The organism is Nocardioides sp. OK12, from assembly GCF_024341885.1.
GTDB lineage: Bacteria > Actinomycetota > Actinomycetes > Propionibacteriales > Nocardioidaceae > Nocardioides > Nocardioides marinisabuli.
Genome location: NZ_BNET01000004.1, coordinates 434,292 through 447,208, shown reverse-complemented (window position 1 = coordinate 447,208; position 12,917 = coordinate 434,292). Strand labels below are relative to the sequence as shown.

6 protein-coding genes are annotated in these 12,917 nt (G+C 71.7%); 4 read left to right on the top strand and 2 right to left on the bottom strand.

The genetic code is table 11. The annotated features are described in order from the left end of the window. Positions 1 to 25 precede the first annotated feature (25 nt). The gene (glgP, locus tag OCU29_RS12605) at positions 26 to 2,629 is read right to left on the bottom strand and encodes an alpha-glucan family phosphorylase (protein ID WP_261820198.1); all 2,604 of its coding nucleotides are present in this window, start codon (positions 2,627 to 2,629) and stop codon (positions 26 to 28) included. A gap of 136 nt (positions 2,630 to 2,765) precedes the next feature. On the opposite strand from glgP, the gene OCU29_RS12600 reads away from it, so the two are divergent. Beyond that, positions 2,766 to 6,227: a M36 family metallopeptidase gene (locus OCU29_RS12600; RefSeq protein WP_261820197.1), complete on the top strand. Its 3,462-nt coding sequence runs from the start codon at positions 2,766 to 2,768 to the stop codon at positions 6,225 to 6,227. A gap of 167 nt (positions 6,228 to 6,394) precedes the next feature. On the opposite strand, the gene OCU29_RS12595 is transcribed toward OCU29_RS12600, so the two are convergent. Further along, complete coding sequence (locus tag OCU29_RS12595) at positions 6,395 to 6,706, bottom strand: GIY-YIG nuclease family protein (RefSeq protein WP_261820196.1); 312 nt, start codon at positions 6,704 to 6,706, stop codon at positions 6,395 to 6,397. A gap of 822 nt (positions 6,707 to 7,528) precedes the next feature. Here OCU29_RS12595 and OCU29_RS12590 point away from each other — a divergent pair. The 3 genes from OCU29_RS12590 to OCU29_RS12580 all read left to right on the top strand — a co-directional run bounded on the left by OCU29_RS12590 (position 7,529) and on the right by OCU29_RS12580 (position 12,824). Then, entirely contained in the window at positions 7,529 to 9,514 is a 1,986-nt protein-coding gene (locus OCU29_RS12590) for an alpha-1,4-glucan--maltose-1-phosphate maltosyltransferase (protein WP_261820195.1), read from the top strand. 62 nt (positions 9,515 to 9,576) lie between these two features. Further along, the gene (treS, locus tag OCU29_RS12585) at positions 9,577 to 11,325 is read left to right on the top strand and encodes a maltose alpha-D-glucosyltransferase (protein WP_179617588.1); all 1,749 of its coding nucleotides are present in this window, start codon (positions 9,577 to 9,579) and stop codon (positions 11,323 to 11,325) included. Then, positions 11,322 to 12,824: a hypothetical protein gene (locus OCU29_RS12580; protein ID WP_261820194.1), complete on the top strand. Its 1,503-nt coding sequence runs from the start codon at positions 11,322 to 11,324 to the stop codon at positions 12,822 to 12,824. The genes treS and OCU29_RS12580 overlap by 4 nt, the downstream gene beginning before the upstream one ends. Positions 12,825 to 12,917: the final 93 nt, after the last annotated feature.

Below are 12,917 nucleotides of genomic sequence, written 5' to 3'. Positions count from 1 at the left end.
CGACCACGCCCGGGGGCACGACTCGTCAGAGCGGCAGCGCGACGACGCCGAGCTCGGCGTCGGAGGCCAGCAGCGGGTGCTGCGGCAGCACCCGCACGGTGTAGCCGAACGCCCCGGCGTGGGCCAGCGACACGTCGCCGTCGAAGCGGAAGCGCCCGCCGCCGTAGGTCTCGGCGAGCGCGAGCTCCTCGCGCTCGGCGTCGAGGATCGCGTCCTCGGCGTCGGCGCGGCCGTGCACCAGCTGCACGGTGACGTCGTCCGGGTCCAGCTCGCCCAGCGAGACGAAGGCCCGCGCCGAGAGCACCGAGCCGACCTCGGGCGAGTCGCCCACCCCGCTGCTCTCGACGTGCTCGACGCGCACCGAGGGCCAGGCGGCCAGCACCCGGCGCTTCCAGGCCGCCAGCTCGACGGCACCCGCGTAGTCGCTGTTGAGCGCGCGGGCGTGACCGGTCGCGGGCGCGTAGAGCTCGCGCACGTAGTCGCGCACCATCCGGGTCGCGAGCACCTTGGGGCCCAGCGACCTCAGCGTGTGGCGCAGCATCTCGACCCAGCCGGTCGGCACGCCCGCCTCGTCGACGTCGTAGAAGCGCGGTGCGACCTGGTTCTCCAGCAGGTCGTAGAGCGCCGAGGCCTCGAGGTCGTCGCGGCGGTCGGCGTCGTCGAGCCCGTCGGCCGACGGGATCGCCCAGCCGTTGCCGCCGTCGTACCACTCGTCCCACCAGCCGTCGAGGATGGAGAGGTTGAGGCCGCCGTTGAGCGCGGCCTTCATTCCCGAGGTGCCGCAGGCCTCGTAGGGCCGCAGCGGGTTGTTGAGCCACACGTCGCAGCCGGGGTAGAGCGGCTGGGCCATCGCGATGTCGTAGTTGGGCAGGAAGACGATGCGGTGACGCACCTCGGGGTCGTCTGCGAAGCGCACCATCTCCTGGATCAGCCGCTTGCCGCCGTCGTCGGCGGGGTGCGACTTGCCGGCGATGACCAGCTGCACCGGCCGCTCGGGGTCGAGCAGCAGCCGCTTGAGGCGCGCGGGGTCGCGCAGCATCAGCGTGAGGCGCTTGTACGACGGCACCCGGCGCGCGAAGCCGATGGTCAGCACGTCGGGGTCGAGCGCGGAGTCGATCCAGCCGAGCTCGGCCGGGGCCGCGCCCCGCTCGACCCACGAGCGGGCCAGGCGGGCCCGGGCGTCCTGCACCAGGCGCAGGCGCAGCTCGCGCTTGACCGCCCACATGCGCCCGGCGTCGACGGTGTCGGCGGCGGCGAAGAACGCACCGGTGTCGTCGGAGTCGGGGTCGGCCCCGTCGGCCAGCCCGAAGACCTCGCGCGCCACCCAGGTCGGGGCGTGCACCCCGTTGGTGATCGAGGTGATCGGCACCTCGGCCTCGTCGAAGGCCGGCCACAGGCCCTGGAACATGCCGCGCGAGACCTGCCCGTGCAGCAGCGAGACGCCGTTGGCCCGCTGGGCCAGCCGGAAGCCCATCACGGCCATGTTGAAGACGCCGCTGTCGCCGCCGGCGTAGTCCTCGGCGCCCAGCGCCAGGATCCGCTCGAGCGGGACGCCCGGGGTGGCGCCGGCCTCGCTGAAGTACTGCTCGACCAGGGTGCGGTCGAAGCGGTCGATGCCGGCGGGCACCGGGGTGTGGGTGGTGAAGACGGTGGAGGCCCGGCCGACCTCGAGGGCGGTGTCGAAGTCGAGCCCGGGCCCGTCGGCCGCAGCGGTCAGCTCGCGGATCCGCTCCAGGCCCAGGAAGCCCGCGTGGCCCTCGTTGGTGTGGAAGACCTCCGGCTCGGGGTGCCCGGTCAGCCGCGAGAAGACCCGCAGCGCACGCACGCCGCCGACGCCGAGCAGCAGCTCCTGGCGCAGGCGGTGCTCGGAGGTGCCGCCGTACAGGCGGTCGGTGACGTCGACGTAGTGCTCGGGGTTGCCCTCGACGTCGGTGTCGAGCATCAGCAGCGGCACCCGGCCCACCGAGGCGACCCAGATGCGCGCGACGAGGTCGGGCCCGCCGGGCATCGCGATCGAGATGGTGGCCGCGGCGCCGTTCTCCTCGCGCAGCAGCGAGATCGGCAGCTCGTCGGGGTCCAGGACGGGGTAGGTCTCCTGCTGCCAGCCCTCGCGCGAGAGCGACTGGCGGAAGTAGCCGTGGCGGTAGAGCAGCCCGACACCGATGATCGGCACGCCCAGGTCGCTGGCGGCCTTGAGGTGGTCGCCGGCCAGGATGCCGAGGCCGCCGGAGTACTGCGGCAGCACCGCGGTGATGCCGAACTCCGGGGAGAAGTAGCCGATCGCGCGGGGCGCGGCCCCGCCGGTGGGCCCGGTCAGGGTGCCGGCGGCGACGCGCTTCTGGTACCACCGCTCCCCCTCGACGTACGCCGCCAGGTCGGCACGCGCCGCCTCGAGCCGCGCCACGAACGACGCGTCGGCGGCCAGCTCGTCGAGCCGCTCGGCGCCGACCGAGGCCAGCAGGCGCACCGGGTCGTGCCCGGTCGACTCCCACAGCTCGGCGTCGACGGCGGCGAAGACGTCCTGGGTCGGCGGGTGCCAGGACCAGCGCAGGTTGCCGGCCAGCTCGCTGAGGGCGCCCAGGCGGGCGGGGAGGACGGGGTGGACGGTGAATCGTCGGATCGCGCGCACCCGCTGACGCTAGCGCCTCGTGGAACGATCCAAAAAGTCTCTGCGCCGTATTTCTTCCCGGTCACGAACCTGTCACGGCGTCAGGTTCGTGGGCCACCACGCATAACCGCCGGCACGCGGTGGCGTTGAGAGGGCCATGACCACGAACCCCGTGCGCAGACGCCGCCGCAGGACGGCGGCGTTGGCCCTGGCGACCGCCACCTTGGTGCCCGGCCTCGCGCAGCTCCCCGCCCTCGCCACCAGCGGCCCTGCCGCCCCGAGCACCTTCTCCCTCGACGACGTCGTGACCATCGGCGACTCCGTGCCCGGTCTCTCCGACCTCGACGCGCGCGGCACCGCCCTGCCCACCCTGGCCCAGCGCCGGGTCGCCGACGCCCTGGGCGCCGTCAGCGTGCGGTGGAACGACTTCGGGACGCCCGCCTCGATCCTGCCCGCCGACGGTGTGCTGGCCCGCGCTGCCTTCCCGGGCGCCGGCGCTGCGAACGCCGAGAAGTCGGCGCGCGCCTGGCTCGAGGCCAACGCCGCCGTCTTCGGGATGGACGCCACCCAGATGCGCGGCCTCGAGCTGGTCAACGCCCAGGAGCTCGCCGTCTACGACGACGCCCCGCACCCCGGGTACGCCGTGCTGCTGCGCCAGCGCTTCGGGGACCTCACCCCCGCCCTCGGCTCGATGGTGACCGTCGGGGTCGCGCGCGGCGAGATCGCCTACGTCTCCTCCTCGCTGGTGCGCTCCGGCACCGAGCTCGACGCCTCCGCGACGAAGCTCAGCCCCCAGCAGGGCTGGCTGGCCGCCGCCCGCAACGTGGGCCGCGACCTGACCGCCTCGGCCGTGGCCGACATCGTCCGCGACGTCACCGAGGACTGGACCGTGCTGACGGTGCCCGGCTTCGCCCAGCCGCAGCAGGTCCGCCTGCGCGCCCTGGCCAAGGCCGACGGCACCGTGCGCCCGGTGCTGGAGGCCAACGTCGTCGACAGCGACGCGGGCGACGCGTTCGCCTACACGCTGATGGTCGACGCCGTGACCGGCGAGGTGCTGCACCGCGAGAACAAGGTCGAGCACGACCAGGTCAACGACGTCTTCACCGGCGCCTTCACCGGCGACCAGTGCGGCCCCGTGCACGACTTCGAGCTGGCCGACGACAAGACCCGCACCATCAACGCGCTCGGCCTGAGCACCCCCGCCGACGACATCACCGTCAAGATCTTCGGCCCCGGCAAGGAGCTGCTCTTCACCCAGGACCTGCTCACCAGCCCCGAGCTGGCGACGTACTCCTCGGACAAGCTGAAGGCCGGCATCTACGGCGTGCAGGTCTGCCCCTTCGACTCCGCCTCCGCGGTGAGCGGCACCTACTCGCTGCTGCTCTCCACCAGCGACCAGAGCGCCCCGTCGACCGGCGGTCAGCTCTTCTCGCCGGCGTGGCGCTACTTCGCCGCCAACCCGGCGATGAGCTCGGTCAACAACGACTCGACGCCCACGAACTCGGTCATCGGCTGCTGGATCGCCGGTCCCGAGTGCACGCTGCCCAGCGGCCCCTTCAAGAACGTGGCCGCCACCTACCCGTGGGACGCGCTGGACGCCACCGGCACGACGACCGCGACCACCGTCGGCAACAACGCCAACACCCACGAGGCGTGGGCCAGCCCGCTGACCCCCGGCGGCCTGCTGCAGGCCCCGGTCTCCCCCACGCGCCAGTACACCGGCGAGTTCACCGACGCCTGGAACAACTCCGGGTGCAGCCCCAGCGAGCTGGTGCCCGGCGGCAACGACATCGAGTTCTCGACGCAGAACCTCTTCGTCTCCCACAACCGGATGCACGACTACAGCTACTACCTGGGCTTCACCGAGGCCAACTACAACCTGCAGCTCGAGAACTTCGGGCGCGGCGGTGTCGAGGGCGACCAGGAGATCGGCAACGTGCAGGCCGGCGCCCTCAGCGGCGGCCAGCCGACGTACCTGGGCCGTGACAACGCCAACCAGATCACCCTGCAGGACGGCGTGCCCGGCATCACCAACCAGTACCTCTTCCAGCCGATCGCGGGTGCGTTCTACGCCCCCTGCACCGACGGCGGGCTCGACATGGGCATCGTGGGCCACGAGTACACCCACGCCATCTCCAACCGCATGGTCGCCGGGCCCGACGAGGGCCTGACCTCCGCGCAGGGTGGCGCGATGGGCGAGTCGTGGGGCGACCTGGTCGCCGCGGAGTACCACTTCAGCCACGGCTACAAGAACGGCGGCAACGTCTGGGCCGTCGGCGTCTACGCCACCGGCAACAAGCGCACCGCGATCCGCGACTACGCCATCAACAAGAACCCGCTGAACTACAGCAACGTCGGCTTCGACACCACCGGCCAGCAGGTCCACGCCGACGGCGAGATCTGGAGCGGCACCCAGTGGTCGGTGCGCCAGGCCCTGGTGAAGAAGCACAACCGGCAGTTCCCCTACAAGGACAAGGCGCTGCAGCTGCGGTGCGCCCAGGCCACCGAGGACGCCAGCCCGCTGGCGCCCCAGTTCTGCCCCGGCAACCGCCGCTGGGTGCAGCTGATGTTCGACGCCTTCCTGCTCCAGCAGGGCGCCACCTCGATGCTCGACGCACGTGACGCGATGCTGGCCGCCGACCGGATGCGCTTCGGCGGCGAGGACACCAAGGTGATGTGGAAGGCCTTCGCGCAGCGCGGCATGGGCAAGGACGCCTCGACGCCCGACGCCGACTCCGAGCACGTCAAGGGCGGCTTCGCCTCCCCGAAGCAGCGCAACGGCACGGTCACCTTCAAGGCCTCGCGCGGCGCCGGCAAGATCTACGTGGGCGACTACCAGGCCCGGGTCACCCCCGTCGCCGACACCTCGCCGAAGTCGAAGCTCGACGCCACCGTCTCGATGGTGCCCGGCACCTACCGGATGCTCTACACCTCCGGCAAGGGCGGCTTCAAGCGGTTCACGCTGCGGGTCAAGGCCGGCGAGCGCAAGACCGTGCGGCTGACCAAGCAGAAGAACCTGGCCGCGGCCGCGAACGGCGCGAAGGTCATCGACGCGACCCCCGGCTCGCTCAACACCGCCCACCTGATCGACGGCAAGGAGTCGACCAACTGGGGTGCGGTCACCGAGACCAACGTCGACGAGTCGAAGCCCTTCGTCTCCGTCGACCTGGCCAAGGGCACGCACACGATCCGTCGCGTGCAGGTCAGCGCCCTGCTGACCCCCGCGCCGGCCTCGGGCGACACGATCCCGCTGGCCACCGACGAGGACCCGGCCTCCGGCTCGCGCTTCACCGCGCTGCGCCGCTTCGCCATCGAGGTCTGCACCAGCGGTTGCGACTCGGACAAGGCCACCTGGAAGCGCGTCTTCACCTCGAAGGCCGACGCCTTCCCGGCCGGGCGCCCCCGCCCGGTCGCGCCCGACCAGACGATGCGCTCGTTCAAGATCGGGAAGACCCGGGCCGCCGCGGTGCGCCTGGTGACCCTGGAGAACCAGTGCACCGGCACCCCGGGCTACTCCGGTGAGCAGGACAACGACCCGCTCAACGACACCGACTGCGCCACGGCCTCCGACCGCGGCACGATCGTGCACGCCTCGGAGCTGCAGGTCTTCTCCCGCTGACCCGACGCTCCACCGCACCACCGCCGAGCCGGCTCGTTCGAACGAGCCGGCTCGGCGCATTTCGTACGTCGAGCAGCAAGGACCCCACCGTCGGTCGAGCAGCGAGGGCACCGCCGTTGGTCGAGCAGCGAGGGCCGGAGGCTCGAGCGTCGCCGAGACCCCTTGAGTCACGGCACGTCCTCAGCCAGGGGACGCCGACACCGGCCCCGCGCGAGCGCGGGCAGGTCGTCGTACCGTCCGTCGATCAGGGCGATCCGCTTCGCCCGGCTCCATCCCTGGATCCGCTTCTCATAGGCGTAGGCCTCGTCCCTCCGCTGGAACTGAACCGCCCAGACCAGCCGCACCGGACGACGTCGACTGGGTGTGGTGTACTCAGCTCCCTCTCCGCGGTCGTGCTGGCTGATGCGGCGCTCGAGGTCGGTGGTGCTGCCGACGTAGAACGAGCCGTCGGCGCACTCGAGGATGTAGGTCCAGGCCATGGCATGGACGCTGTCCTGATCCACGGCTGGGCGCTCCAGGTGGCGGCGAGGCTCAGGACAGCGCTGCGGCTCAGCGGGGCTGTGCAGGACAGGTGGGCCGGTCACCGGGTCTCGGCGACGCTCCTCGCTGACGCTCCTGTCCGTCGGTCGAGCAGCGAGGGCCGAAGGCTCGAGCGTCGCCGAGACCCCCTCAGCCCCATGGCGTACGACGAGTGGGCACGTCACCGGGTCTCGGCGACGTTCGTCGCTGGCGCTCCTCACTGCTCGACCAACGGCGGGAGTCCTCGTCGTACGACGAGCGGGCACGTCACCGGGCCTCGACGGGCACGCGTCGCTCGCGCTCCCCCCGTAGGTCGAGCAGCGAGGGCCGAAGGCTCGAGCGTCGCCGAGACCCCCGCCACCACACGGCGTACGGCGGGCGCGCCACTCACCGGGTCTCGGCGACGCTCCTCGCTGGCGCTCCTCACTGCTCGACCAACGCAGTCTTCGTCGTCGGTCGAGCAGCGAGGGCCGAAGGCTCGAGCGTCGCCGAGACCCCGCAACCACACGGCGTACGGCGGGTGCGCCACTCACCGGGTCTCGACGACGTTCGTCGCTGGCGCTCCTCACTGCTCGACCAACGACATCGGTACGGCCCGCGGGCACGTGACCGGGTCTCGGCGACGTTCGTCGCCGGCGCTCCTCACTGCTCGACCAACGGTGGCACTGCCGGGGCTCGGGGGTGCTGCCGGGTGGTGCTCGTCACTGCTGGATGCGTGGGTCGTGGGTCTCTCACCCTGGTGGCGGCTTGCAGGTGGGGGCGTGGGCCGGAAGGGTGGAGGCATGGTCGGACGCATCCCTGTCATGGACGTCACGCCGCTGGTCGACCTCGGTCGACAGCCGGCGAAGGCGACCGTCGGTGAACCCTTTCCCGTCGCCGCCACCGTGTTCCGCGAGGGGCACGACAAGCTGTCGGCGGAGGTGGTGCTGACCGGGCCCGACGGGCGCCGCGCCGCACCGGTGCGGATGCGCAAGCTGGCCGATCCGCCCGACCGCTACCTCGCCTGGGTGACCCCCGACGCGGAGGGCGCCTGGACCTTCGAGGTGCAGGCCTGGTCGGACCCGCTGGCCACCTGGCAGCACGCGGCGGGCCTCAAGATCCCTGCCGGCGTCGACGTGGAGCTGATGTTCACCGAGGGCCGCCTGCTGCTCGAGAAGGTGCTGGCCGAACTGCCGAGGGTCGACCCCGCCCGCGAGGTGCTGGGCGCCGCGGTCGCAGCCGCCCAGGACACCTCGCGGCCCGCCGAGGCCCGGCTCGCCGCGCTCCAGGACCCCGCCCTGCTGGCGGTGCTCGAGGAGCACCCCATCCGCGAGCTGATCAGCGTCGAGGGCCCCTTCCCGGCGTACGCCGACCGCGAGCGCGCGCTCTTCGGCTCCTGGTACGAGTTCTTCCCGCGCTCCGAGGGCGCCACCCGCGACGAGAAGACCGGCAAGGTCACCAGCGGCACGCTGCGCACCGCGGCGAAGCGGCTCGACGCGGTCGCCGAGATGGGCTTCGACGTCATCTACCTGCCGCCGATCCACCCGATCGGCGAGGTCAACCGCAAGGGCCCCAACAACACCCTGACCCCGGGCCCCGACGACACCGGCTCGCCGTGGGCGATCGGGTCGAAGGACGGCGGGCACGACGCGATCCACCCCGACCTGGGCGACTTCGACGACTTCGACGCCTTCGTGGCGCGGGCTCGTGGGCTCGGCCTCGAGGTCGCGCTCGACCTCGCGCTCCAGGCCGCGCCCGACCACCCGTGGGTCACCGAGCACCCCGAGTTCTTCACCACCCGCGCCGACGGCTCCATCGCCTACGCCGAGAACCCGCCGAAGAAGTACCAGGACATCTACCCGGTCAACTTCGACAACGACCCGGAGGGCATCCGCCGCGAGGTGCTGCGGATCGTGAAGCTGTGGATGTCGCACGGCGTGCGGATCTTCCGCGTCGACAACCCGCACACCAAGCCGGTGGCCTTCTGGGAGTGGCTGCTGGAGGAGGTGCGCCGCACCGACCCCGACGTGATCTTCCTGGCCGAGGCCTTCACCCGCCCGGCGATGATGCGCGGGCTCGGCGCGGTGGGCTTCCAGCAGAGCTACACCTACTTCACCTGGCGCACCGCGAAGTGGGAGATCGAGGAGTACCTCACCGAGCTCGCCACCGAGACCGACCACCTGATGCGGCCCAACTTCTTCGTCAACACCCCCGACATCCTGCACGCGTTCCTGCAGTACGGCGGCCCGGCGGCGTTCAAGATCCGCGCGGTCCTGGCCGCCACCGGCTCCCCGACCTGGGGCGTGTACGCCGGCTACGAGCTGTACGAGCACGTGGCCGTCAAGCCCGGCAGCGAGGAGTACCTGGACTCGGAGAAGTACCAGATCCGCATCCGCGACTGGGAGGGCGCCGAGGCCGAGGGCCGCACCCTCGCGCCGTACCTGACCCGGCTCAACCAGCTGCGCCGCCAGCACCGGGCGCTGCAGCTGCTGCGCACCGTGGTCGTCCACGGCAGCGACGACGAGAACGTGCTGGTGTTCAGCAAGCAGGCCGTGGCCGGCGACCCCACCAGCGACACCGTGATCGTGGTGGTCAACCTCGACCCGCACGCCACCCGCGAGACCACGGTGCACATCGACCTGCCGAGCCTGGGCATGGACTGGGGCGACTCCTACGTCGTCCACGACGAGATCACCGGCGAGGCCTGGAGCTGGAGCCAGCACAACTACGTGCGCCTCGACCCCCACCACGAACCCGCTCACGTGCTGAGCGTCAGGAGGACCGCGTGAACGACCCCCACCCCACCTCGCAGGACCACGGGGCGCAGGTCACCCACGCCGACGGGCCGCCGCTGGGCGACGACCCGGTCGTCGACGGCCACACCGACTCCGGTGTCGACGTCGGCCACGCCGCGCACGCGACGCCCGACTGGTTCAAGTCGGCGGTCTTCTACGAGGTCCTGGTCCGCTCCTTCCGCGACTCCAACGGCGACGGCACCGGCGACTTCCGCGGCCTGGTGGAGAAGCTCGACTACCTGGAGTGGCTCGGCGTCGACTGCCTGTGGGTGCCGCCGTTCTTCCCCAGCCCGCTGCGCGACGGCGGGTACGACGTGGCCGACTACACCGGGGTGCTCCCGGCGATCGGCACGATGGAGGACTTCCACTACTTCCTCGACGCCGCCCACGAGCGCGGCATCCGCGTGATCATCGACTTCGTCATGAACCACACCAGCGACCAGCACCCGTGGTTCCAGGCCAGCCGCTCGGACCCCGACGGGCCGTACGGCGACTTCTACGTCTGGTCCGACACCGACGAGCTCTACCAGGACGCGCGGATCATCTTCGTCGACACCGAGCCGTCGAACTGGACCTGGGACCCGGTGCGCCAGCAGTACTACTGGCACCGGTTCTTCCACCACCAGCCCGACCTGAACTTCGACAACCCCGCCGTGCACGACGCGATGATCGAGGCGATGAAGGTCTGGCTCGACATGGGCCTGGACGGGTTCCGCCTCGACGCGGTGCCCTACCTCTACGAGCGCCCCGGCACCGACGGGGAGAACCTGCCCGAGACCCACGAGTTCCTCAAGAAGGTGCGCCGCATCGTCGACGAGGAGTACCCCGGCCGGGTGCTGCTGTGCGAGGCCAACCAGTGGCCCCAGGACGTCGTGGAGTACTTCGGCGACTTCGAGTCCGGCGGCGACGAGTGCCACATGGCCTTCCACTTCCCGGTGATGCCGCGCATCTTCATGGCGGTGCGCCGGGAGTCGCGCTACCCGATCTCGGAGATCCTCGAGCAGACCCCCGCGATCCCGCACAACTGCCAGTGGGGCATCTTCCTGCGCAACCACGACGAGCTGACCCTCGAGATGGTCACCGACGAGGACCGCGACTACATGTGGTCGGAGTACGCCAAGGACCCGCGGATGAAGGCCAACATCGGCATCCGCCGGCGCCTGGCCCCGCTGCTCGACAACGACACCAACCAGATCGAGCTGTTCAACGCGCTGCTGCTGAGCCTGCCCGGCTCCCCCGTCCTCTACTACGGCGACGAGATCGGGATGGGCGACAACATCTGGCTCGGCGACCGCGACGGCGTGCGCACCCCGATGCAGTGGACCTCCGACCGCAACGCCGGCTTCTCCTCGGCCAACCCCGGCCGCCTGGACCTGCCGGTGGTCCAGGACGCCATCTACGGCTACGAGTCGGTCAACGTCGAGGCGCAGATGGAGAACCCCTCCTCGCTGCTGCACTGGACCCGCCGGATGCTCCAGGCCCGCCGCCACCACCCGGCGTTCGGCCTCGGCGAGTTCCACGACCTCGGCGGCTCGAACTCCACCGTGCTGTCCTACGTGCGCGAGCACACCGACGAGGACGGCCACGAGGACGTGATCCTCTGCGTCAACAACCTCTCGCGCTTCCCCCAGCCGGTCGAGCTCGACCTGCGCCGCTTCGAGGGCCGCCGCCCGATCGAGATCATCGGCGGCGTGCCGTTCCCCGAGATCGGCGAGCTGCCCTACCTGCTCACGCTCGCCGGCTACGGCTTCTACTGGTTCCGGCTCACCACGCCGGAGCACCACGAGGAGGGTCAGCTGCTGTGAGCGACCAGACGAGCACCCCCACGAGCGGCGACGGCCTGCCCGCCGCCCCCGACCCGCAGGTCTTCGTCGAGTACCTGGCCCGCACCCGCTGGTTCGGCGGCAAGGGCCGCCCGCTGGCCGTCACCGGCGTACGCCGCGTGGGCACGGTGCCCGGGGCGGTGCCGGGCGGGCCGCTGGTCCTGCTGTGCCTGGCCGAGGTGACCTACGACGACGTGGGGCCCGAGGCCCCCGACAAGGTGGAGCACTACCAGGTGCCGATCGCCCTGTACGGCGAGGCGCAGGAGCGGCTCGAGCACGCCCACATCGCCACCTGGGAGGACCCCGCGCGCGGCCGGCTGCACGGCTACGACGCCCTGCACGACCGCGAGGCGATGGCCTGCTGGCTGCGCTCCTTCGACCGGGCCGCGACCGAGCCCGGCGGCAACCTGGTCGACGACGACAGCTCGTTGGCCTTCCACCGGCTGCCCGGCCACGACCTCGACCTCGAGACCCACTCGACGCTCTTCTCCGGTGAGCAGTCGAACTCCTCGGTGGCCTTCGGCGAGGACGCGCTGATGAAGGTCTTCCGCAAGGTCACGCCGGGGGTCAACCCCGACGTGCAGGTGCACGAGGTGCTGAGCCGGGTCGGCTCCCCCGACGTCGCCGCCCTCTACGGCTGGCTCGACTGGGTCGACCCCGAGCAGCGCGGCGGCGACGACCACACCGACGACCCCGGCTCGGGCGGGGTGATGCAGCTGGCGATGCTCCAGCAGTTCCTGCGCACCGCCTCCGACGGCTGGGACCTGGCGCTCTCGAGCGTGCGCGACCTCTTCCGCCAGCCCGAGCTGCACGCCTCCGAGGCCGGCGGCGACTTCGCCGGCGAGGCCACCCGGCTGGGCCGCACGCTGCGCGAGGTGCACGCCCTGATGGCCGAGCACTTCCCGACCTCGACGGTGCCCGGCGCCGACGTGGCGGCGACCATGGCCGGCCGGCTGCCGCCGGCGCTGGCCGCGGCCCCCGGACTCGAGCAGCACCGCGCCGGGCTGGAGGCGCTCTTCGCCCGGGTCGGCGACCTGGGCGAGGTCCCGGTGCACCGGGTGCACGGCGACCTGCACCTGGGCCAGACCCTGCGCACCGCGCTGGGCTGGAAGATCGTCGACTTCGAGGGCGAGCCGGCCAAGCCGCTGCACGAGCGGCTGCTGCCCGACTCCCCCTGGCGCGACGTCGCCGGGATGCTGCGCTCCTTCGACTACGCCCCGCGCGTGGTCGAGCGCACCTGGGCCGAGGACGACCCCGAGGGCTCGGAGGTGCGCGCCGCCAAGGCCGCCGAGTGGGCCAACCGCAGCAAGAACCACTTCCTCTACGCCTACGCCGAGGGCGACATCAGCGACCAGCAGCGGACCCTGCTCGACGCCTACGTCGCCGACAAGGCCGTCTACGAGACCGTCTACGAGACCCGCAACCGGCCGACCTGGGTGGACATCCCGCTCCAGGCCGTCGCCGAGATCGGAGCACCATGACCCCGCAGCAGCCCGTGAGCACCACCGCCAAGCCCGTCAGCCACGACGAGCTCGACCAGCTCGTGCGCGGCGAGCACGGCCACCCCCACGCCG

Coding starts and splice junctions, on each gene's coding strand:
- OCU29_RS12590 (WP_261820195.1), top strand. CDS start 7,529: ATGGTCGGACGCATCCCTGTCATGGACGTCACGCCGCTGGTCGACCTC.
- OCU29_RS12600 (WP_261820197.1), top strand. CDS start 2,766: ATGACCACGAACCCCGTGCGCAGACGCCGCCGCAGGACGGCGGCGTTG.
- OCU29_RS12595 (WP_261820196.1), bottom strand. CDS start 6,706: ATGGCCTGGACCTACATCCTCGAGTGCGCCGACGGCTCGTTCTACGTC.